19 protein-coding genes are annotated in these 24,570 nt (G+C 60.3%); 6 read left to right on the plus strand and 13 right to left on the minus strand.

The genetic code is table 11. The features are described 5' to 3' along the window. The first annotated feature begins 159 nt into the window (after positions 1 to 159). Positions 160 to 1,104, plus strand: coding sequence for an alpha/beta fold hydrolase (locus tag E4631_RS02850; protein ID WP_133657506.1), 945 nt, complete (start codon positions 160 to 162; stop codon positions 1,102 to 1,104). A 76-nt stretch (positions 1,105 to 1,180) separates the two neighbouring features. Here E4631_RS02850 and E4631_RS02855 read toward each other — a convergent pair whose 3' ends face one another. The 8 genes from E4631_RS02855 to E4631_RS02890 all read right to left on the minus strand — a co-directional run bounded on the left by E4631_RS02855 (position 1,181) and on the right by E4631_RS02890 (position 7,835). After that, complete coding sequence (locus tag E4631_RS02855; protein WP_133657505.1) at positions 1,181 to 1,675, minus strand: HNH endonuclease; 495 nt, start codon at positions 1,673 to 1,675, stop codon at positions 1,181 to 1,183. Positions 1,676 to 1,790: 115 nt separating this feature from the next. Beyond that, a complete protein-coding gene (gene lepB / locus E4631_RS02860) occupies positions 1,791 to 2,945 on the minus strand; it encodes a signal peptidase I (RefSeq protein WP_133657504.1) in 1,155 nt (384 codons plus the stop codon). A gap of 162 nt (positions 2,946 to 3,107) precedes the next feature. Then, the gene (dapB, locus tag E4631_RS02865) at positions 3,108 to 3,830 is read right to left on the minus strand and encodes a 4-hydroxy-tetrahydrodipicolinate reductase (protein ID WP_133657503.1); all 723 of its coding nucleotides are present in this window, start codon (positions 3,828 to 3,830) and stop codon (positions 3,108 to 3,110) included. A gap of 20 nt (positions 3,831 to 3,850) precedes the next feature. Then, complete coding sequence (locus tag E4631_RS02870) at positions 3,851 to 4,597, minus strand: DUF5683 domain-containing protein (RefSeq protein ID WP_133657502.1); 747 nt, start codon at positions 4,595 to 4,597, stop codon at positions 3,851 to 3,853. Positions 4,598 to 4,640: 43 nt separating this feature from the next. Continuing rightward, entirely contained in the window at positions 4,641 to 5,615 is a 975-nt protein-coding gene (locus E4631_RS02875) for a ParB/RepB/Spo0J family partition protein (RefSeq protein ID WP_133657501.1), read from the minus strand. A gap of 86 nt (positions 5,616 to 5,701) precedes the next feature. Beyond that, positions 5,702 to 5,923, minus strand: coding sequence for a DUF433 domain-containing protein (locus tag E4631_RS02880; RefSeq protein ID WP_133657500.1), 222 nt, complete (start codon positions 5,921 to 5,923; stop codon positions 5,702 to 5,704). 158 nt (positions 5,924 to 6,081) lie between these two features. Further along, positions 6,082 to 6,891, minus strand: a complete 810-nt coding sequence (locus E4631_RS02885) for a ParA family protein (protein WP_133657499.1) — start codon at positions 6,889 to 6,891, stop codon at positions 6,082 to 6,084. A gap of 263 nt (positions 6,892 to 7,154) precedes the next feature. Next, the gene (locus E4631_RS02890) at positions 7,155 to 7,835 is read right to left on the minus strand and encodes a metal-dependent hydrolase (protein WP_133657498.1); all 681 of its coding nucleotides are present in this window, start codon (positions 7,833 to 7,835) and stop codon (positions 7,155 to 7,157) included. 96 nt (positions 7,836 to 7,931) lie between these two features. On the opposite strand from E4631_RS02890, the gene E4631_RS02895 reads away from it, so the two are divergent. After that, positions 7,932 to 9,596 (plus strand): ABC transporter substrate-binding protein, encoded by a 1,665-nt coding sequence (locus tag E4631_RS02895; protein WP_240734639.1) that lies wholly within the window; start codon positions 7,932 to 7,934, stop codon positions 9,594 to 9,596. Positions 9,597 to 9,624: 28 nt separating this feature from the next. Here the strand turns inward: E4631_RS02895 and E4631_RS02900 are convergent, their stop codons facing one another. The 4 genes from E4631_RS02900 to E4631_RS02915 all read right to left on the minus strand — a co-directional run bounded on the left by E4631_RS02900 (position 9,625) and on the right by E4631_RS02915 (position 16,569). Further along, positions 9,625 to 12,072, minus strand: a complete 2,448-nt coding sequence (locus E4631_RS02900) for an SBBP repeat-containing protein (RefSeq protein ID WP_133657496.1) — start codon at positions 12,070 to 12,072, stop codon at positions 9,625 to 9,627. Between the two features lie 263 nt (positions 12,073 to 12,335). Continuing rightward, positions 12,336 to 12,827, minus strand: a complete 492-nt coding sequence (locus E4631_RS02905) for a DUF6438 domain-containing protein (RefSeq protein WP_133657495.1) — start codon at positions 12,825 to 12,827, stop codon at positions 12,336 to 12,338. 98 nt (positions 12,828 to 12,925) lie between these two features. Beyond that, a complete protein-coding gene (gene yidC, locus E4631_RS02910; protein ID WP_133657494.1) occupies positions 12,926 to 14,707 on the minus strand; it encodes a membrane protein insertase YidC in 1,782 nt (593 codons plus the stop codon). Between the two features lie 212 nt (positions 14,708 to 14,919). Next, positions 14,920 to 16,569 (minus strand): CTP synthase, encoded by a 1,650-nt coding sequence (locus E4631_RS02915; protein WP_133657493.1) that lies wholly within the window; start codon positions 16,567 to 16,569, stop codon positions 14,920 to 14,922. Positions 16,570 to 16,754: 185 nt separating this feature from the next. Between E4631_RS02915 and E4631_RS02920 the strand changes: the two genes are divergently transcribed. The 4 genes from E4631_RS02920 (at position 16,755) to E4631_RS02935 (ending at position 21,458) form a co-directional block, all read left to right on the plus strand. Further along, positions 16,755 to 18,608: a right-handed parallel beta-helix repeat-containing protein gene (locus E4631_RS02920; protein ID WP_166648079.1), complete on the plus strand. Its 1,854-nt coding sequence runs from the start codon at positions 16,755 to 16,757 to the stop codon at positions 18,606 to 18,608. A gap of 129 nt (positions 18,609 to 18,737) precedes the next feature. Next, a complete protein-coding gene (locus E4631_RS02925; RefSeq protein WP_133657491.1) occupies positions 18,738 to 18,980 on the plus strand; it encodes a hypothetical protein in 243 nt (80 codons plus the stop codon). 21 nt (positions 18,981 to 19,001) lie between these two features. Beyond that, the gene (locus E4631_RS02930; RefSeq protein WP_166648078.1) at positions 19,002 to 19,280 is read left to right on the plus strand and encodes a T9SS type A sorting domain-containing protein; all 279 of its coding nucleotides are present in this window, start codon (positions 19,002 to 19,004) and stop codon (positions 19,278 to 19,280) included. 141 nt (positions 19,281 to 19,421) lie between these two features. Continuing rightward, positions 19,422 to 21,458: a cellulase family glycosylhydrolase gene (locus E4631_RS02935; protein ID WP_133657489.1), complete on the plus strand. Its 2,037-nt coding sequence runs from the start codon at positions 19,422 to 19,424 to the stop codon at positions 21,456 to 21,458. A 138-nt stretch (positions 21,459 to 21,596) separates the two neighbouring features. Here the strand turns inward: E4631_RS02935 and galA are convergent, their stop codons facing one another. Further along, on the minus strand, positions 21,597 to 24,491 hold the full coding sequence (gene galA, locus E4631_RS02940) for a beta-galactosidase GalA (protein ID WP_133657488.1): 2,895 nt from the start codon (positions 24,489 to 24,491) through the stop codon (positions 21,597 to 21,599). Positions 24,492 to 24,570 lie beyond the last annotated feature (79 nt).

The following is a 24,570-nucleotide window of genomic DNA, read 5'->3' on the forward strand; positions in this document are numbered from 1 at the left end:
TACGCCTGGGCTTTGGAAAGATAAAAACAACCCTATTCTTTTGCCTGATAGTCAATTGGCTATCACAGTTCATAATAAAGTAATGCCCTAGCCAATCCTTCACCTTTAGCTTTACGTAAACTAAGCAAAGTTCTTCCTTTTCCACTTTTCCCTACCCCCATGAATCTTATCAAAGTTGGCCAAGATGCCCAAGGCAAAGACATTAATCTGAATTACTACGACTACGGCCAGGGCAACCCGATTGTGCTCATCCACGGCTGGCCCCTGAGCGCGGCCTCCTGGGAGTATCAGTTGGCCGAGCTGCCGCTGCACGATGTGCGCGTGATTGCCTACGACCGCCGTGGTTTCGGCATGTCGTCGAAGCCCTGGGATGGCTACAACTACGACACGTTTGCCGACGACCTCAAGGCTGTGCTCGACGCCCTCGACCTCCAGAATGTGACCCTCGTGGGCTTCTCGATGGGCGGCGGCGAAGTGGCCCGCTACATGAGCCGCCACAACGGCGCCCGCGTGAGCAAAGTAGCGTTTATAAGCGCCGTGACGCCCTTCATGCTGAAAACTGAGAATAACGACTCGGGCGTTGACAAGTCGACATTTGACGACATGATTGAGAACCTGGGCAAGGACCGTTTCGGCTTTTTGCAAGACTTTTCTAAGAACTTCTACGGCCAGGGCGTACTATCGCACCCCGTGAGCCAAGGAGTGCTGGACTCGTTTGCCATGCTTGCCTTTCCTGCTTCGCCCCGCGCTACTTCGCAGTGCGTGAAGGCCTTTGGTGAAACCGACTTTCGCCAGGACATGAAGGCGATTAAAGTGCCCGCGCTTTTCATCTACGGCACTTCCGACGCCATTGTGCCCCCGGCTACGGGCGCTGAAGCCGCCGCCCCCCTGGTGCCCGGCTCGCAGCTTGTTGCCTACGACGGCGAGCCGCACGGCCTCAACATTACCTCGAAAGACCGCCTCAACCGCGACCTGCTCACCTTCGTGAGCGGCCAGCCCGTGCAGTCGTACTACGACCAGGATGAGATGTCGGGCAACATGCCCCGCCGCAACCAAAACAACGCCGCGCTCAGCGCCAACGCCCCCACACCGGCTACCTACTAAAGCAGCCAACGCTGCCTACTAAGCACAAAAAAACGCCCCGCTGGCCAGCGGGGCGTTTTTTTGTGCCACTGCTTCCCTACCCCAGGTAGGCGTGCCAGTTCTGGTCGAGGGTGCCCGCCGAGAGCTTGAGGAAGCCCGCGAGGGTCGGCTTCTTGGGCTGGGTGCGCAGGGGCATGTTGGCCTCCGAGGGCGTGCGCTGGCCCTTGGCGTGGTTGCAGCGCGAGCAGGCCGTGATGAGGTTGGTCCAGCCCGAGTCGCCGCCGCGCGAGCGGGGCAGCACGTGGTCGAGGGTCAGGGTTTTGGTCGAGCCGCAGTACTGGCATTCGTACTGGTCGCGCTTGAAAATATTGTGGCGGCTGAGGGCGATACCCTTGTAGGGCACGCGCACGTAGCGCGCCAGCCGGATGATGCTGGGCTTGGGGTATACCTGCGAAACGGTGCGCATGGTGCCGTGCTCCGACTTGGCTACCATCTCGGCTTTATCCAGGAATAACAATACGAAAGCCTTCTGCACGCTGCATAAGGTAATGGCGGTGTAATCGCCATTGAGTACGAGCACTTTCTGGTCCATATACGGTAGGCGAAAACTAGAGACTGCAAGCTACTAGCTAATCGGCATAACAACAAAGGCCCCCGGCGGAATGATTCCGCCGGGGGCCTTTAGCCTCTACCAAGGGGGGGTAGGGCTAGTCGATGGTGCGGAACACCCGGCTCCAACGCACCTTGTGGGTGGCGTCGCCGAAGGGGTCGAGCGAGAGCCAGATAAGCACGGCCTTGCCCACCACATGGTCTTCGGGCACAAAGCCCCAGAAGCGCGAATCTTCTGAGTTGTGGCGGTTGTCGCCCATCATCCAGTAGTAGTTCTGCTTAATAGTGTAGCTGGTGAGCGGCTTGCCATCCTGCAAAATCATGCCGTCGGGGCCCCAGGTAACGTTTTTATTGTGCTCATACTGGCTCACGATTTTGAAGTAAATCGCGGCATTGGCTGGCGAGAGCGCTATCGTCTGGCCTTTTTTGGGAATGGGGAGCGGCCCGTAGTTGTCGAGCTGCCACCGGCGCTGCACCGCGCTCATGGCGCCCGAGCCGTGGAAGTCGGCCACGTCGGGAAAGAGCTGCACGGCGGGCGCCGTCACGGTCAGCGACTTCACATAGGGCTGCTTTTTGAAGTAGGCGGCCACGTCGGCCGGGCAGCTGATAACGTAGCCCAGCTGGCCGGTTTCGGGGTTGGTGCCGGCCCCCGGAATGCCGTCGGGCTGGTCGTAGTCCACTACCCCCTGGTCGTGCAGCGCCTGGCGCACCTCGTCGTTGGGCGTTTCCACCGCCATGAAATACGTGGTTTGCGGCGCGCCCGCAATGGCGCCCGGCTTGCCGTTCAGGAAAATCACGCCGTTGCGAATCTCCAGCGTATCGCCCGCAATGGCAATGCAGCGCTTGATGTAGTTGGTGCGCAGGTCGGCCGGAAACTGCTGCTCGTGCGGCACGTGAAACACCACCACGTCGTTGCGCTTAATCGAGCTGAAGCCCGGAAAGCGGAACGTGGGCAGCTGAATGAGGTCAGAGTAGCTCTTGAAGCCAAAAATCGGCAGCGTCTGGTGCGTGAGCGGCACCTGCAAGGGCGTTTGGGGCGTAATGGGCCCGTAGTGCAACTTGCTCACAAACAGGTAGTCGCCCACCAGCAGCGAGTGCTCCATGCTCGGCGACGGAATAACGTAGGCCTCAAACGTGGCCCAGCGAATGAGCGTGGCCGCGATTACCGCAAACAGCAGCGAGTCGACCCATTCCCGGCTCTTGGTCTTGGCTGGCTTGGGCGGGGCAGTAGGGTCAGTTTTGCGAACGAGCATGAAATCAGTAGAATAGTTAGCAAATAAACAACGCCGGTTGTCATTGCGAGCGCAGCGCGGCAATCGCACCCGAACGATAGACGAACGACTGGCGTGGATTTCGTTCAGGTGTGATTGCCGCGCTGCGCTCGCAATGACAAACGATTTTCACGAACGCAGCTTTTACAGCCCCAGCAATTCTTTCATGCCAAACACGCCGTGGCGGCCGGGCAGCCATTCGGCCGCCAGCAGTGCGCCCAGCGCAAAGCCCTCGCGCGAGTGGGCCTCGTGGCGCAGCTCGATGGTGTCGGCGCTCGATACGTAGCGCACCTCGTGGGTGCCTACCACCTCGCCGCGCCGCTCGCTGAGCACGGCCAGCTCGTGCGGCGCCTGGGCCGGCGCGTTGCGCCAGGTGGTTTTGGCCGGGAAGTTGGCTAGCACGCCCTCGGCCGCCGTGAGGGCGGTGCCGCTGGGCTGGTCCACCTTGTGCACGTGGTGAATCTCGGTGAGCTGCACATCATAGCCAGCCGCAAACTGGTTCATTTTGGCCGCGATGTACTCGTTGAAGTGAAAGAACAGGTTCACGCCCACGCTGTAATTGGAGGCGTAAAAAAGCGCGCCGTTGGTCTGGGCCGTCAGCTCCCGGGCCTCGTCGAAGTGGTGCAGCCAGCCCGTCGAGCCGCACACCACGGGTAGGCCCTGGCGCAGGCAGGCCGCCACGTTGGCATAGGCCGCCTCGGGATGCGTGAATTCAATGGCGACATCGACCTGCGCCGGTGTGAAGTCCTCGATGCGCTGGTTGGAGGTCTGGTGGTCCACAATGCCCACGATTTCGTGGCCCCGGCTGGCGGCCAGGCCAGCTATCGTCTGGCCCATTTTACCGTAGCCGATTAATAGAATGTTCATAGAATAGTAATTTCTGGTTCCTATTTGACCCGGAGTGACAGGGCCAGGCCGGTGCCCGGCATCAGCTGCCCCGGCTGGGGTAGGAGCGTCGGCTGTAGGTTGAGCGACAGGTTATCGCTCACGTCAAAGTCGTAGAGGTGGGCATCGACCACCGCATCCAGAATTTGCAGGCCGTAGCCCAGCGCTCCAACTAAAACGAACAGGTCGCGGTAGCGGCGATAAAAGATGATGCCCGTCTGGATATTGGTAGCCGACGTTTCCTTGCTCGCATTCGGATAATCGTCGGTATTCAACAGCACTGCGGGTAGCACTGAAGGCTGCAAAGAAGTAATTGCGTAGGCTTTGGAATACTCCTTATAATGCTGTTGGTAAAATACTTCTACCACGCCTAGCGTACCCAGCATCCCATACACAATGGGCAGCTTCCAGTACTTGTGGTTGTAAATCTGCCCCGCGCCGGGCAGCAGCGCCAGATACCCGGCTTTTTCAGGCCGCGTGAGGTGCAGGCCAAACAGCCGCTCGGTGCGCTTAGCCGAGTCGGCGGCGGCCAGGGCACGCTTCTCTTTTTTGCTCATTTTGCGCACGGTGGCCGTGTCAGGCCGCACCACCGTAGGCGCGTTCAGGCCCGAGCCTGTGCCCAGCGGATTGGGCGTAGTGGTGGGGTACTGTTGCGCCTGGGCCACGTGCGTGCAGGCCAGCAGTAGCAGCAAGCTGAGCAGCCAGCCCAGGCGGTGGCGGGGGGGTAGGGAACGCAAAGAGTTGTTCATAAGCAAGCCGCTAACGCCAGCCGGCGCCCAAGTAGTGCGGTACCTATGCAGGTTGCAGAATGTGCAGAATGCGTTGCATATCCTCCACCGAGTCGAAGGAAATCTTGATTTCGCCGCGGCCCTGCGCGCCCGGCCGCAGCTGCACCTTCGAGCCAAAGTGGTCGGTGAGCTGACGCTCGGTGCGGCGCAGCTCGGCCACCGGCACCACCGGCGTAGGCTGCACCTTGGGGCTGCTACCCCCCGTGGGCTGGCCGAAGCCGCTGCGCACGATTTCCTCCACGCGGCGCACCGACAGCTCCTCGGCCACAATGCGCTTGTACAAATCGACCTGCTGCTGCGCGTCCTCAATATTGATGAGGGCGCGGGCGTGGCCCATGCCAATAATTGAGTCGCGTAGGCCAATCTGGATGCTGGGCGGCAGCTTCAGCAGGCGCAAGTAGTTGGTCACGGTCGAGCGGTTTTTACCTACGCGCTCGCCCAGGTCTTCCTGGCGCAGCTGGCACTCGCTGAGCAGGCGTTGGTAGCTGAGCGCGATTTCAATCGCGTTCAGGTTTTCGCGCTGAATGTTCTCAATCAGCGCCATTTCCAGCATCTGCTGGTCGTCGGCCTTGCGGATGTAGGCCGGAATGGTGTCCAGGCCGGCCAGCTTGCTGGCTTGTAGGCGGCGCTCGCCCGAGATGAGCTGGAACGAGTTGGTGCCCATCTGGCGCACCGTTACGGGCTGAATAATGCCCTGAATCTTGATGCTGTCGGCCAGCTCAGCCAGTGCCTCCTGGTCGAAGTGCGTACGTGGCTGGTAGGGGTTAGCTTCAATGTAGCCCAGCGGAATCTGGCCTACCGAGTTGACGGGGTGGGGCACCAGGCGCTGCTCACGGTCGCCTTTGGGCTCGTAGCTCCCCTCAATCAGCGCGTTGAGCCCCCGGCCCAGGCCGCCGATTCTACGCTTGGCCGCGCCGGCCACGCCAGGGTTGGCGTTGAGGGCAGCCTGAATTTTCTCTTCGTTCTTCTCTACGGACATACTAACATCGGCGCGGCCCAAAAGGCAAGCGGCGGCCGAATGTCAAAATTACACCGTGGCGGGCGAAGGGCAAGCCCTACCCCCCTTCAATAGGACCAATGCCCGCGGTCGGAGGAGTAGCGCAGGCAGGCATGAATCATTTCCGGCGTTAAGTCTGGAAAATCGCGCAGCAGCGCCGCTTCCGTCACGCCGCTGTTGAGCCAGTCCAGCACATCGGCCACGCTGATGCGGGTGCCCGTGAGGTACGGCCGCCCCGAGCGTACAGTTGAGTCGGTACTGATGAGCGGGTGGCGGGGTAGGGGCGGCATAGAGAAAGGGAATTTGATGCTAAATAAAGTAAAAAAAGAACGTCATGCTGAGCTTGTCGAAGCATCTCGCTCGCGCCCTTAGGTTAGTACCCCCATGCGGCGTGGTAGAGATGCTTCGACAGGCTCAGCATGACGTTCAGTAGCAGAATCAGGTAGCGCTACGCCAGCTCGTCTTCCGGCGCCTCCTCGGGGCGGGCTTCCACGCTGTTTTTCTCCACTATTTCGCGGGCCAGGTTGAGGTAGCTCACGGCGCCCTTGCTCTCGGCATCGTGCAGGATAACCGGGATGCCGAAGCTCGGCGACTCGCTCAGCTTCACGTTGCGCGGAATAATGGTGTCGAACACGAGCTGCTGGAAGTGCAGCTGCACTTCCTCCACCACTTGGTTGCTGAGGCGCAGGCGCACGTCGTACATCGTGAGTAGGATGCCTTCGATTTCGAGGTTGGTATTGAGGCGACTCTGAATTATCTTAATGGTATTCAAGAGCTTACCCAGGCCTTCGAGCGCAAAATACTCGCACTGCACCGGAATGATAACCGAGTGCGCCGCCGTGAGGGCGTTTACCGTGATGAGGCCCAGCGAGGGCGAGCAGTCGATGATGATGAAATCGTAGAGGTCGACCAAGGGGCGCAGGGCCTCCTTCATTTTCTCCTCGCGGTTGGGCAGGTTTATCATCTCTACCTCGGCACCCACCAGGTCGATGTGCGAGGGCATGAGGTCGAGGTGGGGTAGGATGTTGGTTTGCAAGATGATATCTTGCGGGTCGATGCCATCTACCATGCACTCGTACACGCTGTTTTCAATGTCTTTGGGGTCAAAGCCCACGCCCGAGGTGGCATTCGCCTGCGGGTCGGCATCGACGAGCAGCGTCCGGTAATCCAGCGCCGCCAGGGAGGCCGCCAGGTTAATGGCCGAGGTGGTTTTGCCGACGCCACCCTTCTGGTTGGCTACCGCGATAATTTTGCCCATAACAACAAACTGTATAACTAGAAAACGCGCTACGCGAAGGAATAAAGCCAGTCGGGACCGGCATCGTTCAATCTACAAAATAAGGCTAAAAAAAATGGATTAGCCAAGAAGCCGGTAGAATTAGTGCCAACTAAAAGAACGTCATGCTGAGCCTGCCGAAGCATCTCTACCGGGTAAGTAAACCTAACGTTTGATGTTAGCTACGCGGTAGAGATGCTTCGACAAGCTCAGCATGACGTTCTTTTAGTGGCCTGTTGCCGGCCCTATAGCTCCACCGACTCGCCGATGCGGAGCAGGCGCAGGTTTTTGCCAGCGGCTTTAGCCTCGGCCAGCGCGGCTTCATGGTCGATGGCGATAACCGGGAAGGTGTCGTAGTGCATGCCGATAATCTCGGTGGTGCCTACCCAGTCGGCGGCCACCAGCGCGTCGGTGATGCCCATGGTGTAGTTGTCGCCGATGGGCAGCAGGGCCACATCCACCTTGTGGCGGTCCTTGATGAGCTTGAGGTCGTAGGTCAGGGCCGTGTCGCCGGCAAAGTAAAACGTTTGGCCTTCAGTGGTTTTGATAACGAAGCCCATGGCCACACCGGCATACGAGCCATCGGGAAACGAGCTGCTGTGCGCCGCGGCTACGCAATGCACCGTGCCAAAGGGCAGGGCCACTTTGCCGCCCAGGTTTGTGCCAATCACGTCGAGGCCCTTGGCGCCGAAGTAGCCGGCTATCTCGGCAATGGCCAGCACTTTGGCGCCCGTGCGCTTGGCGATGCTTTCCACATCGGCGATGTGGTCGCCGTGGCCGTGCGAAACCAGGATGTAGTCGGCCTCAATGGCATCGACGTTGATGGCCTTGGCCAGCGGGTTGGGGCTGATGAACGGGTCGAACAACACGCGAACGCCGCCGATGGTGGCCAGGAACGAAGCATGGCCGAAATAGGTAAGCTGCATAAAAAGAGGGGGGTAGGAATAAGCAAAAAAACGGGCCAACGCGGCCCCTACCTTTGCAACCGACACCCCGAACCGATGTTTCTACCTGAATTGCGCATGCGTTGGTTTTCCTGCCTGGCGGTGGCCAGCACCGCCCTGCTGGCGGCCTGCTCGGGCGCCGGCCCCTCGGCGGCCGACGAGCGCCGGGTATTTCGCTACAACCAGCCTGAGGCGCTCACCTCGCTCGACCCCGCCTTTGCCCGCAACCAGGCCAACGGCTGGGCCGTGGCGCAGCTCTACAACGGCCTGCTGGAGCTGGACTCAACCCTGCAACCCGCGCCCGCCCTGGCCCGCCGCTACCAGATTTCGCCCGATGGGCTGACCTACACGTTCTGGCTGCGGCGCGGCGTACGCTTCCACGACAATGCGGCGTTTGCGGGGGGTAGGGGCCGGGCCGTGGTAGCGAGTGACTTCGTGTACTCGTTCCGGCGCTTGTTTGAGGCCAAAACGGCCTCGCCGGGTGGCTGGATTTTCCGGGGTAAAGTGCTGGAAGACAGCAAGGGCGAAATCAGCGACACGTGCTTCGTGGCGGCTAATGATTCCACGCTGCGCATGCACCTCAAAGCGCCGTTTATTCCTTTTTTGAGCCTGCTTACCATGCCCTACGCCTACGTGGTGCCGCACGAGGCCGTGGAGAAGTACGGCAAGGACTTTCGTGAGCACCCGGTGGGCACCGGGCCGTTCCGGTTCAAGGTCTGGGATGAGGGCAACGTGCTGCTTTTCCACCGCAACCCCAGCTACTGGCGCCACGATGCGCAGGGCCGGCAGCTACCCTACCTCGACGTGGTGGCTATCAGCTTCATCGCCGACCGCAAGACCGAGTTTCTGACCTTTTTGCAGGGCAAGCTTGATTTTTTGAGCGGCATCCGCGAAGGCTCGCGTGACCTCATTCTGAACCCCGACGGCTCAGTGCGGGCTGATTTCAAAGGCCGCTTCAACCTCCAGAAAGCGCCCTATCTCAATACCGAATACCTGGGTTTTCAACTCGATAGTGCGAAGCTCACCGGCGAGCAGGCGGCGCAGGGCCGGGCCTTGCGCGACCGGCGCGTGCGCCAGGCCCTGAGCTATGCCATCAACCGCGCCGAGATGCTGGCCTACGTGCTCAACCATGTGGGGCGGCCGGGCACGTCGGGCTTCGTGCCGGCGGCCCTACCCTCCTTTTCGGCGGCTAAGGTGCCCGGCTATACCTTTCAGCCAAATAAGGCGCGGGCGCTGCTGGCGGCGGCCGGCTACGGTCTCGCCCGACCCTTGCGGCTACGCCTGAGCACCGTGGCCGAGCGCAAGGCCGTGGCCGAATATTTACAGAAAAACTGGGCCGACGTGGGCGTGCAGGTCCAGATTGATATCAATCAGTCGGCTGCCCAGCAGGAGCTGGTAGACAACGGCCGCGCCGCGTTTTTCAGCAAGAGCTGGCTCGGCGACTACCCCGACGCCGAAAACTACCTGGCCCTGTTCTACTCGCCCAACTTCAGCCCCGCTGGCCCCGACAAAACGCATTATAAATCAGCGGAGTACGACCAGCTCTACCAGCAGGCTATCCGGGAGCAGGATGCCGCCCGGCGCACGGCGCTGTACCAGGCCATGGACCGCCTCGTGGTGCGCGACCAGCCGGTTATCTCGCTCTACTACGACGAGATAATCCGCCTCACCCAGCGCAACGTGCGCGGCCTCACGCCCAACCCCATGAACCAGCTGCTGCTGGAGCAAGTGCGCAAGCAGTAGTTGGTGCATGGGGTCGAGTGGAGAATGGCTACTGAATGCTGACGCGCAGCAGTTGGACGTTAGAGCCATTGACCAAGCGCATTTGGTACAAGCCCGTGGCTAGCCCTTGGTTATTAACCGATATTTCCCGCACTTCGCCCGCTCCCAGCTGCCCCTCAAACAAGGATTTCACTTTTTTGCCTTGCAAATCGAACAACTCTAGCTGAGCCGGGCCATCGACCTGCGCCGCTACGCGCACCTGAAACTGGCCGTTGCTTGGGTTTGGATAAGCCAGTAAACTCTGCGTTTGCCCGGCAGCTGCTGAGGCAACTTTCGCTGTCAGGGCCGATGATGACGACCCCACCGTTAGGGTAATCTTGCCCAAAGAATAGAGGGTAGGGAGGCACTTTTCCAGTCCTCCGTACTCAATAATATAGCCCGCGATGCCAGCGCCGGTGCCGCACTCATCCAGGTCATTCCACTGCCCCGATTGCCCATAGAGCATGCCATAATCTTCGCCTTGAGGGCGGTATTGGTTTTTGTAGTCATCGGGCTGGCCAGTAACCCAATTGGTATATGCTAGGCCACGGCCGGTAGCGCCATCGCCTTGCCAGATGAGCTGACCCGCTTCGGGGCCGGTTTTCCAGCGCCATTCCCCTTCCACATCCATATCCGAAGCGCCGAGCCAGAACTGGCTGCTCTGGCGCCCGGTCAGAAAATCCTGCTCACCCTGAAAGGTGATGGTGGCCAGGTAGCCCTGCATGCCTTGGTAGGTGCGCCCGGCTGCTGCCGTCTTCGCGGCCGTCCAGCAAATACCCGGTGCGGCCACAAATTCATAGTAGTGCCCCGTGGCGCGCGAGGCCAGCACTGGCTCGGCCCCCTGCACCAGATAGGTAAGGTCTACCTGCCCCACGAAGCCCGCCGGAGGTGCGTAGGTAAACGTGCCATCCGCGTTGCGCGTGACGGTGCCCACGCTGGGCTTTTCGATGCTGGCAACTTGGAGCTGGCGGCCCAGTGGGTCCGTGTCGTTGGCTACCAATACGGCCGAATTGAAGGTAAGAGCGGTTCCTGCTGCGGTTGTGAGCTGGTCGGGCTGGGTATGGGGCTCCGTTGCCAGCGGGTTGCAGCTGGCAGGGGGGGTAGGGCCCTCTTGAACGTATTTTAAAGTGGCAATAGAAGTTAGTCCGTAAGTGCTGTTCGCATCTCCCGTCACGAATACATTACCCGCCTTATCCAGGGCAATGGCGGTCCCGCTGGCCGGGCTTGGTACGTTATACTGCTTATCAATGTCATTATAGCTAATAAGCCATCGCTGTTGGCCATCGGCGCCGTACTTGATAGTGACCATTGCGTTACTGGCCACGCCGGTAACGTAGGCGTTGCCGGCCGGGTCCAGGGCAATGGCGTTGGCATAGTCCCCACTGTTGCTACCCCCGTTGTAGCGGGCTGCCCACTGCAACTGGCCGGTGCGCGAATACTTGAGGGTAGCGTAGTCAGCACCAGTTCCTACCCCCACCGAGGTGCCGGTAACGTAGGCGTTGCCGGCCGCATCCACAGCCATGTCCTGCGGGGCATCGTAGTCGTTGCCGGGGCCGTTGTAGCGCATCGCCCACTGCTGCTGCCCGTCCGGCGCGTAGCTTACCGTGGCGTAATCGGTAGCGGAGCTGCCCGTTACTACCACGTTGCCGGCCGCATCCACGGCTACTACTTTCGCCTCGTCGGGGCCGTTTGTGGGGCCGTTGTAACGAGCCACCCAGAGCTGCTGCCCACTGGCCGAGTACTTTACGGTGGCATAGTCGTCGGCCTGGGTGCCCGTTACCAGTACGTTGCCGGCCAGGTCTACGGCCACGTCGGCGGCGCTGCCACCCGCCAGACGGCTGGCCCAAACCTGCTGTCCGGCCGCGTTGTACTTCACCGTGGCGTAGTCGTTGCCGGAAATGCCCGTGACGTACACGTTACCCTCGGCATCAACGGCTACGGCCTTCGCGTAATCGTAAATCGGGGCCTGGGAAGTCGATTGGGGCGCATCGTACCGGGATTCCCACACCCGGTCGCCGGCCGGCGAGTATTTAACCGTCGTATAATCAACGTTTTGATTGCCAAAAAACGTAATGTAATCGGACGAGCCCGTCACGTACACGTTGCCCGCCGCATCCACCGCCAAATCGGTTGGCGTGCTGCCATTGTAAGTGCCCGCGTTATAGATAACCTGCCAGAGCTGCTTTCCGGCGGGCGAGTATTTAATGACGAGAAAGTAGCTTGAATAGTATTTCCCAAACTTTGCTTGGCCCAGCGTGTAGGAATTTCCCGCCGCATCAGTAGCTACTTTCAGTGCCTTAAGCGCATTGCCGTAGCCTGAGCTGTAATTATTTACCCATTCCTGGCGCACCGTTTCGGAAATTACGGCTGGCGGACTCGCAGGCTGCCCTACTGCGGAAGATGCCACCAGTAAAAAGCCTGCTGCCGGCAGCAAGGCGCGCGTAAAAAGTGTTTTCATAGCTGAGAATGAAAAAAGTGGGAAATGGAATCGGCACTCGTGAAAAATTAGCGCTCATTTCACAGGCTACGGATTATCTAAGCGAATTGAAAGCGTTCACCTAGTTGCAAAGCAGTGTGTTAGGAGTGAATAGCGTCAAATATAGGGAAGTTGTTTCAGTATCCCAGGCCTTGAAGTTGTTATTTTTTATCTTGCCTAAATGCAACTCGCATGAACGCCGTCGGCCATCCAGTATAGACAGCGGTGGGCCCGCAATAGGGCTGTTATTCTTTCAACCCAATGCCCGCCAGCGGGTCGAGCTGCCCCTTGAGGTACGTGATGTAGCCCTGCAAGCCGGCCGGAATTTCCTCCGCCGCAAACACCGATTTAGCGGGCTGCCCGGCCGGGTGTACGGTAATAACGGTAGCCGGCAAGTCGGAGGTATTGCGCGAATAGCGCTCCTCTAGCTGGCTGAAATTGATGCGCTGGGCCGCGGCCAGCATCTCGGCCACCGTGGAGGGGGGTAGGCGCAGCGTGTGCTTGCCCAGCACCGGCACAAAGCGCTGGCCCTCGTACTCAACCCGCCCATCGGCAAAGATGCTGGCCGTGTAGGCCGGGCAAGTGCCGTAGCACGGCGTGCGTTGAAACACCAGCACCGGCCCGACCTGCGCCGGGGGGGTAGGGGCCGTGGTGGAAGCACTTTGCTGAGGCATTTTTTTGTGGGCGCAGGCGGGTAGTGCGAGCGCAAAAACGAATAGCCAGAGATAAGAGCGCATAAAAAAAAGTGTAGGGTAAGTTTTAGCTTGCCGTAAGAAGTGGTAACTATCTTACGGCAAGCTAAAGCTTACCCTACACTTTTCTGGCAAGCGAGCGCTTATCCCTTCTTCTTGCCCTGAGCGTCGCGCTCCTGGGCGGTTTTCATGGCCTCGGCCAGGCGCGCCTGGAAGCCGCCGGGCTTCTTGTCCTTGTTCTTCACCTTGTTGGCTTCGAGCTGCGCCCGAATCTTGGTGTCGTTCACGAAGGAGCGGGTGAGCGCCTGCTGGCCCAGCGTTACGACGTTGGAAACCAGGTAGTACCAGGTGAGGCCGGCGGCGAAGCTGTTCAACACGAAGAAGAACACCAGCGGCATGAGGTAGCTGTAGAACTTCATGGGGCCTTGCATGGCGGCCGTATTCATCTGGTTGCTCTGGTAGGTCATGAAGAGCGTCGAAATCGTCATCAGCACCGTGAACAGGCTAATGTGGCTGCCCAGGTACGGCAGCGTAAACGGCAAGTGAATGGGGCTGTCAAACGTGCTCAGGTCGGTGGCCCACAGGAAAGGCTGCTGGCGCAGCTCAATCGCGTTGGGGAAAAACTGGAACATGGCGAACAGAATCGGCAGCGTGAGCAGCGTGGGCACGCAGCCGCTGAGCGGCGACACCCCAAACTGGTTGTAGAGCTTCATCGTCTCCTGCTGGGTCTTCACCTGGTCGTCGGGGTGCTTGGCCTTAATCTCGTCGAGCTCGGGTTTCAGCACTTTCATGCGCGCCTGGCTCTCGTAGGTCTTATAGGTCAACGGCCACGTTACGAGCTTAATAAGCACTACCAGTATCAGGATGATAACCCCGTAGTTGCTGATGTACTGCTCCAGAAAGTTGAAGACCGGAATGATGAGAAAGCGATTGACCCAGCGGAAAGGCCCGAAACCCAGGTACACGTTGCGGTCAAAATTGGGCGCGGTACTCTTGAGCAGATTGAACTGGTTGGGCCCGAAAAAGAAGCGGTACTGGCCGCCGGCCGCGCTCGTCACGTCGGCCACGGGCAGGGTCAGCGTGGTGCTCAGCGTCTTGATGAACGTCGAGTCGTTCAGGTTCACGTCGGAGTTAAACGTGCCGCTGGTGAAGGGCTGCGAATCGGCGATAAAGCCCGCAATGAAGAAGTCGTGCTTATCGGCCGCCCACTTGACGGGGGCCGTAATTTTCATCTCCTCCGGCTTCTCGCTGGCTTCGGCCAAAGAGCCGGGGTCGTCGCTGGCCAGGTAGTGGTTGATGGTAGTGTGGTTGCGGTTCTGCTTGAGGTCCTGCTCGGTCTGGCGCACATTATCCACAAACGAGAACGTGAGCGGCTCCTGCGCCACGGCTACGCCGCTGAGCTTCAGGTTGTACTTCACCTCGAAGCCGCTCTTGGGCAGCGTGTAGGTCTGCGTTACGGTGCCGCCGCCCACAGGCGCTGTGAACGTTAGCTGCTGCCCGCCGTCGGCAGTGGGGGTAGGGCCGCCGGCCTGGAAGTTCAGCGTGCCAAAATCCACCGTTTTGCCATCCAGCGTGCGCAGCTTGGTGTTGTAGCGGGCGCTCTGGGCATCAAACAAATTCAGCGGCTTGCCGAAGAACGTCTTGTAGCCGTTGAGGCGCACGGCGGCCACATGGCCACCCTGGGTCGAGAAGGTGAGCGTCAGCTCGGGGTTTTTCACCTCGATGCTGCGCACCGGGCCGGCGGCCGAGTCCAGCCGGGCTTCGGGCGCCAGGGCGGGGGTAGGGACTGCCGCGGTAGGCGCGGCGGCCGTAGTAGTAGCCTGAGTCTTGGTTTGCTCCGCCTCCTTTTTGGGCGAGAAGAAAAACAAGTACACCAGGAGCAAGGCCGAAATTAAGAATAGGCCAGTCGCTTGATTGCGGTCCATTTACAGTAAAAAAAATACGAAGGGCAAAGGTACGGCGGGGCGGGGTAGGGTTAGTGCCTACTAAAACAGAACGTCATGCTGATAAAGCAGAACGTCATGCTGAGCTTGTCGAAGCATCTCTACCGCGCCGATAGGGTTAGTAACCCGATGAAAGCGGTAGAGATGCTTCGACAAGCTCAGCATGACGTTCTATCGGAGATTTTACTTCAGCATTACAGTCCCTTCTTGCGCTGAATCGCAGCCCGCACAAACCGCACAAACAGCGGGTGCGGGTTTTCCACGGTGCTCTTGAGCTCGGGGTGAAACTGCCCGGCCACGAACCACGGGTGCACCGTTTTAGGTAGCTCAATCACCTCCACCAGGCCCGTGGCGGGGTTGATGCCCGAAGCCGACATGCCGGCTTCCTCAAAGCGGGCAAGGTACTCGTTATTAAACTCATAGCGGTGGCGGTGGCGCTCGCTGATGGTATTGCGGCCGTAGGCCTTGGCGGCGCGCGAGCCGCGCTTCAGCTCGCAGGTGTAAGCGCCGAGGCGCATGGTGCCGCCCTTCTGGGTAATGTCCTTCTGGTCGGCCATGAGGGCGATAACCGGGTCGGGCGTGAGCGGGTCCATCTCGGTCGAGCTGGCCTGGGGTAGGCCCAGCACGTGGCGCGCATACTCCACCACGGCCACCTGCATGCCCAGGCAAATACCGAAAAACGGAATATTATTCTCCCGCACGTAGCGCACGGCGGCCACCTTGCCCTCAAAGCCGCGCTCACCAAAACCGGGCGCCACCAGCACGCCATCCACGCCTTCGAGCTGCTGCACGGCGTTTTCAGGAGTCAAAAACTCGCTCTGAATAGTGCGCACCCGCACCTTGCACTCGTTGGTAGCGCCCGCGTGAATAAATGCCTCAATGATAGACTTGTAGGCATCGGGTAGCTCCACGTATTTGCCCACCAGCGCGATGGTCACTTCCTCGGTCGGGTTCTTGAGGCGGCCCAAAAATTCCTTCCACTCCTCCAGGTCGGGCGCGTGGCCGCCGTTGAGGCGCAGCTTGGCAATCACGCGGGCATCAAGCTCCTCCTTCAGCATGAGCAATGGTACCGAGTAGATGCTGTCGGCGTCGAGGCTCTCGATAACGGAGTTGATTTTGACGTTGCAGAACAGCGCAATCTTGCGCCGCATCTCGGGTGGAATGGGGTGCTCGGAGCGGCACACCAGGATGTCGGGCTGCAAGCCCGCCTCGCGCAGGTCGCGCACCGAGTGCTGGGTAGGCTTGGTCTTGAGCTCGCCGGCCGCCGCCAGGTAGGGTAGCAGCGTGAGGTGAATGACGAGCGAGTCGTGGGGCGGCAGCTCCCAGCGCAGCTGGCGCACGGCCTCCACAAAAGGCAGGCTCTCGATATCGCCAATGCAGCCGCCAATCTCGGTTATCACTACATCAAACTCGCCCTTCTGGCCCAGCAGCAGCATCCGGCGCTTTATCTCGTCGGTGATGTGAGGTATCACCTGCACGGTTTTGCCCAGGAAAGCACCCTCGCGCTCACGCCGAATGACCGTATCGTAGATGCGGCCGGTGGTCACATTGTTGGCCTGCGAGGTCGGCGTATTCAGGAAGCGCTCGTAGTGACCCAGGTCGAGGTCGGTTTCGGCGCCGTCGTCGGTCACGTAGCATTCCCCGTGCTCATACGGGTTGAGCGTGCCGGGGTCGATGTTGATGTACGGGTCGAATTTTTGAATTGTAACTCGGAACCCTCTGGCCTGCAAGAGCTTGGCCAGGGAGGCGGAAATAATTCCTTTACCTAGTGAAGAGGTGACGCCGCCGGTGACGAAGATATACTTCGCGGCCGACGCGCTGGGGGTAGGGGTGCGTTCGGGCATGACGGGGGTCAAAGTTACGGCGTGGCCAGCCGCCAGCAGCCCAGCTTACGCCGGCCGGGCCGGGTAGGGAGCGGCTAATTTTGCTTCCGGCCGTACTATTCGAGCCCCCAGCCCAGTTAGGTTAGCTACGTATGAAGCATCTTCGAAAAAAAAATCCAGGTTTCCATTTGCCAGCCTGGAGCCTGTTGCTAGTTAGTCTTTTCCTGCTTTTGAGGGGGGTAGGCCATGCCCAGTCCAACGTGGCGGTGCTGCGCAAGGACCTGAAAAAAGACTTCGGTGCTGTGGGCGACGGCCGCATCAACGACCAGGCGGCGTTCGAAAAAGCCGCCGATTTTTTTAATAAGCGTGCCCAAACGCCCGCCGGCACCGCGCCGGCCGTGCTCGCCATTCCGAAGGGCGTGTACCTGGTAGGCCGCCAGGATGCGGCGGGCAAGGGCAGCGATGTGCTGCACCTGGTAGGCTGCCGCAACCTCACCATCCAGGGCGCCGACAGTGCCAGCACCGAGATTCGGTATGCCTCTGGCCTGCGCTACGGGTCCTTCGACCCTGGCACTAAGAAACCATTCGAAGCACCAGCTGCCTTCTTCACCGACCCCAACTACGCTGGCATAGTAGGGGTATGTCTTTCCCTGCAAAATTGCGAGAATGTGGCTATAACCAGCCTAGCAATTAATGGTAACAGTGACAAGTCCGTCGTAGGCGGGCACTGGGGTGATACGGGTATTCAACTCAACTACGACGGTATTTTTGTTGGTGAGTCGCGTCGCATTACGTTGCGCGGGCTGGCGCTGCACCACTTCGGCCGCGACGGCATTCAGGTGCTCAACCACTTGGCCAAGCGTCTGGGTGACCCGCTGACTGAAAACATCGTGCTCGAAAACCTGACTTGCCGCTACAACGGCCGCCAAGGCCTGTCGGTGACGGGTGTCAATGGCCTACGGGCTACCAACTGCGATTTTAGCCACACCGGTCGGGTGGTAATACCCTCGTTGGGTAGGGCGCTATTTTCGAATCCCGGCGCGGGGGTAGACCTGGAGCCGGAAGGGGGCTTCGTACAGAATGTGCGCTTCGACAACTGCCGCTTAGTGGACAACGCGGGCCAAGCGCTCGTGTCGGACCGGCCCGGCAACAGCCACACTACTCAGAATATTGTAGTGAATAATAGCCTGATTTGGGGCACTACTAACTGGTCGGCCTGGGTCACGCAGCCCTATTTCCTGTTCACCAACTGCCGCATCTACGGGGCGTTCGTGCACGGCTGCCGGGCCGACAATGCCGCCGAGGCCACGCGCTTCGTGAGCTGCACCTTCGAAGACAAGCCCTACCACGGCCAAACTGCCTATGGCACGTTCGCCTTTCATTCCGATGGGGCGGCCCGCTACATGAGCTTCACCGACTGCCGCTTTGTGGGTACGTACAACTACCTCATCTGGGCTATCGTGAGCAAGTACGATGGCGGCGGCAACCCCGATACAGCCAGCTTTTTTCACCTGCGGCGCTGCACCTTTCTCTACGACTACGCCCAGCCCACGCAGGGCTCATACGACAATTTGCAAGGGACCGTGTTTACGGGGCCCAACGTGTTTCGGGATGGTCCGCACCGCACCAGTCTGCACCACACCAATGTAACGCTGGGCAACGGCGGCGCTTCGGGCTCCACAGTAGTGCGTGCGCCGGGCAGCCTTCAACTGCTGGCCAGCAATTGTGCTTATACGGTCGTGGCGGGCCTCGACATTGGCCGCGCCCCTGCTCACAGTCGTGACTCGGCCAGTGTTATCCTCGGGCCGGGCAATTCAATGGTTATCAATGACCTGGGTTGGACGGTGACGGAGCTTTATATAGGGCCAACCTCGAAGCTAGTACTCAAAAAAGGCGCTTCGCTGGAAGTGGCGGCCCATACCAAGGTGACCATCGCTGGCCAGCTGATTGTGGAAGACGGAGCCTATTTCTACACCGACCCCAGCGCCCCGGTAACCACTGTGGGTAAGGGTAGGGTGCGGCTGGCTCCCAGGGCCATCAAAGGCCGGCGGCCGGGCTAGGCCACAGGCGCAGTGCAGTTGGGCTTGGGGAACAACACAGCCTGCCGCTGGCTGTGAAAATGTTTTTGTACCGGGCTAAGGTTGAAGGGTTTGAGGGTGTGTTATATATGAAAGTTACCACAAGCGCTTATGGTGGCTCGCGGCTCCTTTTGCAGCATCTTTTTCCTACCCATGCTGGGCAAGTATGTAGCGAGCGAAAACGGCACCCAGGCCATGCCCTGCACCCGCACCGCCGTAACCGCCACCGAAACCTTCGACATCGTAGTAAATCCCGATGGCACCTATTCCCTACGCGGCTCCAACGGCCAGTACGTATCGAGCGAAAACGGCCAGCAGACGATGAATTGTGCCCGCGCCGCCGTCGCCACCTAGGAGGCATTCAACTACGGCTTGGTGTACGCCGGCCCGCTGACTACGGCCACCGGCGCCAGCCAAGTAACGAGTGCCTGTCCCAACCCCAATGGTCGGCAGCCTCACGTATTCCCTACCCCCTCCACTAAGTTCCACGTCCTGAGCGTGGCAGATGCCACCGGCCGCACTGTGCTCACGCGCAGCTACGGCAACACGGGCGCGCAGAACACGCTGGATACCTCGGGGCTGGGTAGCGGGATTTACGTGGTAAGGCTAATGGACGCCGACTTCACGCAGTCGTTTAAGATGACGAAAGAGTAGCCGGGAGCCAGTAGTTATAAAAGGCAGCCTCCTCGTGAGGCTGCCTTTGCTTTTACGCTAGGGACATACCTCGTAAGCTGCTGCTTTCTTATCAATTGCTGCCGATATTGTTCAAATTATCTCTTTCTTTTCCCACCCTGTATGGTTCAGACTACGCTACTCTTTCCTAATCGGGCGCGGCTGCGCCGCGTCCTTTTTTTCTTACTGGCGCTGGTTTTTGGTGGCCAGAGCTGGCTGCCGGCCGCCGCGCAAAGTATGCTACGGGCCAGCGGGCCCAAAATGGTGAATGCCAGCGGCCAGGAGGTTATTCTGAAAGGGATGAACCTGGGCGGCTGGATGCTACAAGAGGGCTACATAATGAAGCCCGGTTTTGGGGGCACGCAGGGCTCGATAAAAAAACTGCTTTACAACGCTGGCCAGAGCGATGCCCAGGTCGAGAGCTTTTACCAGCAGTGGCGCGACAACTTCATTACGCGGGCCGACATCAACTACATCGCCGCCAAGGGCTTCAACTGCATCCGGCTGCCGATGCACTACGAGCTGTTTTTGACCGCTAGCCAGCGAGCGGTGCGTAACAATGTCATTCGGGGCACGGTGCCGTACAGCAGCTACGTGAACTCGCTCACCGACTGGTATAACACCAATCAGCTCTTCACCGACCCGGCCAGCCTGGAGGCCATCCGGCTGATTGATAAAACCCTGGACTGGTGCGGGGCCAACAACCTGTACGTGGTGCTCGACCTGCACGCCGCGCCCGGCGCTCAGGGCACCGACACCAACATTTCGGACGCGCTGCAGCCCAATGACTTCTGGAATAATTCTATCAACCAGGATATTGCCAATCGCCTGTGGGCCATGCTGGCCACGCGCTACAAAAACGACCCGCGCGTGGCCATGTACGACCTCATCAACGAGCCCAACAACGTGCCCGGCGGTAACCCTGGTGCCAACCAGGTCATTCACAACGTGCTGGAGCGGCTCATCAATACGGTGCGCGCCACCGGCGACAACCACCTTATTCTGCTGGAAGGCAATGGCTATGGCAACAACTACGACTACATGGAGAAGCGCACCTTCACCAACCAGGCCAACCTGGTATTCAACTCGCACCGCTACGACGCGCCGGCCTACCCCCTCTCCAACGACGTGAACGCCTCCGGCGGCAGTGCTAACCAGCTTAGCCTCATTGGAAATCTAACGCGCTTTCGTGCCGATAATGACGCGCCGGTGTGGGTGGGCGAAACCGGGGAAAACTCGCCCACCTGGATGAGCGAGGCCGCCCGCAACCTCAACTCGGTGGGCATCGGCTGGTGCCACTGGACGTTCAAGCGCTTTGAGAATGGCTCCAACGCGGCGTTTATGCACATTACGCCGCCCTATATGGTGGACAACCCGCCCAGTAACCTGTCGGCAGTGCTCGAAAATATCAAATTTGCCAACTGCATTCCCAACGAGGCAACTATCAACGCTGTGGCCCCCAACCCCACCGGCACGCCGCCCCCGCCGCCACCCCTGGCCAGCATCATCACCCTGAAAGGAAATAATGGGCTGTACGTGTCGTCTGAAAAGGGCCTTCAACCCATGAACTGCAACCGGACGGCAGCAGGGGCCTGGGAGCAGTTTGCGGTGCTCGACGCGGGCAACGGCAGGGTGGCGCTGCGGTCGCTGGGCAGCTATGTGTCGAGCGAAAACGGTACCCAGCCCATCACCTGCAACCGCTTGGCCATCTCGGATACCGAAACGTTTGAGTGGATAGCGAATCCCGACAAAAGCGTTGCGCTGCGCGGCTCCAACGGCCGCTATATCTCCAGCGAAAGCGGCGCCCAACCCATGACCTGCACCAGCGTGGCTATCACGGCCGCCGAGTCGTTTGGCTACGTGGTGGTGGGCAATATCTACGCGCCCGGTACCCCGCTGGCTAGCCGGCCCGGTGCCGATAAGCCCGCCTTTGCCTACCCCAACCCCGTAGTCGGCAGCCTTACGTATTCCCTACCCCCCTCCACCAAGGCCCACGTCCTGAGCGTGGTAGATGCCACCGGCCGCACCGTGCTCACGCGCAGCTACGGCAACACGGGCGCGCAGAACACGCTGGACACCTCGGGGCTGGATAGCGGAATTTACGTGGTAAGGCTAACGGGCGCCGACTTTACGCAGTCGTTCAAGGTGACGAAGGAGTAGAGAGGAGCGACGCATAAAATCCTGTCATGCTGCGCCGACTTAGCATGACAGGCTTCATCTGTAGCGAGCAAAACCTGCCGTACCAGCAAGCGTAGAAAATCCTGCCGGCCATTGATATCCTCGAAGCCCTACCCCCCGCTAAAGAGCCGGACGTGGCGCGGCGGCAACGGACTTGATTTTCAACACGCTGGTTTTCAGGCCGGGCGCGGTGGCCGTGAGCGTGATGTCGCCCGCTGCCTGGGTCGATTGCACCAGCACCTGGGCCAGGCCATTGAAGGTTTTGCGCCGCCAGGCTGGGGCGGGCGTACGCACCTGAATAGTGCCGGGCAGAGTATTGAGCACGTCCCAGGGTTTGTTCTTGACCAGCGGCGTGGCCACGAACACGATGCTGTTTTTGCCGGGCTTCAGCAGGGCCGCGTCCAGCGTAAAGCCTTTTTTGACAGCTTGCTCGGCCGTCATATTCTGGGCAATGGCGCGGCCGTTCACGTAGATGGTCTGCTCGCGCCCGATAGGCTGGTAGAACAGCGTAACCGTGGCGCCGGCCAGGCTGGGCGGCAGCTCGAAGCTGCCCCGCGTGACGTAGTATTTGGCGGTGGGCGCCAGCTGCGTGGCATCGAGCTGGCGCGCCGTGAAGGCGGGGCCCCAGCCGGCATCGTCAAAGTCGGTCGTGGTTTCGGGGCCGCTGGTCATGCCGTCGGCGGCGCGCTCCTTCAGGTTTTCGAGGGGTAGGGCGCTTATTGTTTCCAGGTAGCGGTCGGGTTCGAGCGAGGTCGGGTCGCCATTACCGACGCCGATGATGCGGCCGGGGCCACTCAGGCTAAAGGTAATTTCCTGGTTAGCGGTAGGCACCGGGCGGTTGTTCTTATCGGTGAGCCGCACCGTGACGACGGCCAGGTCCTCGCGGGTGGCTTGCAGCGCGGGCTTGTTGGGCAGCAGCTGAATGGCCGCCGCCTCGGCGGTGGTGCGCACCACGTCGGTGGCAATGCGCCGGCCGTTGCGGTAGCCCACGGCTTCGAGGGTGCCGGGCGCGTAGGGCACCTGCCATTCGAGGTGCGAGTTCTTGACCATCGGCTTCCTGCCCTGGCTCTTTTTGTTGAGGAACAGCTCCACCTCGTCGCAGTTGCTGTAGGCCCACACAGCGATGGGCTGGCCCTCGCGGCCGGGCCAGTTCCAGTGGGGTAGCAGGTGCAGCACGGTCTGGTCGGTCCACCAGGCTTTCAGGTACCACACGTTGTCCTTCGGGAAGCCGCACAAGTCCATCATCCCGAAATACGAGGTGATGGACGGCCAGCCGAACGGCGTGGGCTCGCCCCGGTAGTCAAAGCCCGTCCAGATGTACATGCCCGCCAGGTAGGGCCGCGCCGCGTAGTACTGCCAGCCGCCCTCGATGCTGTAAAATGTGGGGCTGGGCTTCTGATCGTAGGCCGCGCTGTAGTGCTTGTCGTTGTCAGTGAAGTAGATGCCGCGCGTGGCGTGGGTCGAGCCCTCCTCGGTGCCCCAGCTGGGCTTATTCGGAAATTTGGCGTGGTAGGCGTCGGTGTTGCCCTGGCCGATGTAATTGAAGCCCATCACGTCGATAGCCGTAGACGTGCCCTGGCCCCAGCCGCCGCTCACGGCCACCGTAATGGCCCGCGTCGAGTCCACGGTTTTGGCAAATGCCTGCATAGTAGCCCCAATGCGTGCGCCTACCACATTGCTCTCGATGGCCCATTCCTCATTGCCAATCGACCAGCTGATAATGCTCGGGTGGTTGCGGTCGCGCACTATCATCCGGCGCAGGTCGCCCAGGTTATTCTGCGTGATGCCCATCAGCCGGTTTTCGTCAATGACGAGCATGCCCAGCCGGTCGCAGGCGTCGAGCAGCTCCGGCGTGGGCGGGTTGTGCGAGGTGCGGTAAGCGTTGCAGCCAAACGCTTTAAGCTGCGCGATGCGCCAGTCTTGCAGCGCATCGGGCATGGCCGTGCCTACCCCCGCGTGGTCCTGGTGGTTGTTGGTGCCCGTGATTTTTACGTGCTTCCCATTGAGGAAAAAGCCCTCGTTGGCATCGAAGCGAATGGTGCGCACGCCGAAGTGCGTGCGGTACTCGTCCACTACCTGGCCGCCCTGCCGCACCCGCGTTACCAGCGTGTAGAGGTAGGGCGATTCCAAGGACCATAAGTGCGCATTAGCCACCGGAATTTGCACGGTAAAATCGCGCTGCCCGGCCCCGGCCAGCTGTCCAGCCGCGGCCTGGGCCGTGGCCACGGTTTGGCCCGCGGCGTCCACCACTTCCTGCACTACCTCCGCGTTTTGGGGGGTAGGGCTGCCGTTGGTCAGTGTGGCCTGGGCCGTGAGCGTGGCCGTGCTGCCGGCCAGCTGCGTCGTCACAAACGTGCCGTTGGGGGCCACGCGCACGGGCGCGGTTTTGGTCAGCCACACGTGGCGGTAGATGCCCGCGCCCTCATAAAACCAGCCTTCCTCCAGCGTAGCGTCCACGCGCACGGCAATCACGTTGGGCCGGCCGTCATAGTTCAGGTAATCGGAAATATCGTACTGAAAACCCTGGTAGCCACTGGGTTCGGTGCCCAGGTAGTGCCCATTCACCCACACGATGGAGTTGCGGAACACCCCGTCAAAATCGAGGCTGATGCGCCGCCCCAGGTCGCTGGCTGGCACCGTGAATGACTTGCGGTACCACCCAACGCTAGCGTTCGGAAACGGCCGCCCAATGGCCTTGAAGCCGTGGCTGAAGCTGGCTTTTTCGCTGAACGGCTGCTCCACGGCCCAGTCGTGGGGTAGGTCGAGCTGCCGCCACGCCCGGTCGTCAAAATTGGCGGCGGCGGCCCCGTCGCCGTAGCCGGTTTTGGCCAGGTAAGAGAAGTAGCCTACCCCATTGCCAAAGTCCAGCCTGGGGTCAAACGGATGACCGAAGGCAAAGCGCCAGCCGGAATCCAGCAGCAGGTGCTCGCGGCCGGCCGGCGGTGCGGCTAGGCCGCGCAAGGGGGGTAGGGCCCCCAGCAGGAGCAGCAATGCGAGCAGATGACGTGGGAACATAAGACAGAATAGGGGCTGCGCAAAGCTAGAGCGCTTTGGTAAGCCCTGTGTCCCGTGGCAGCTGCCCGCGTGAAAGCTG

It is taken from the genome of Hymenobacter sp. UV11 (assembly GCF_004684095.1).
In the GTDB taxonomy this organism is placed as follows: domain Bacteria; phylum Bacteroidota; class Bacteroidia; order Cytophagales; family Hymenobacteraceae; genus Hymenobacter.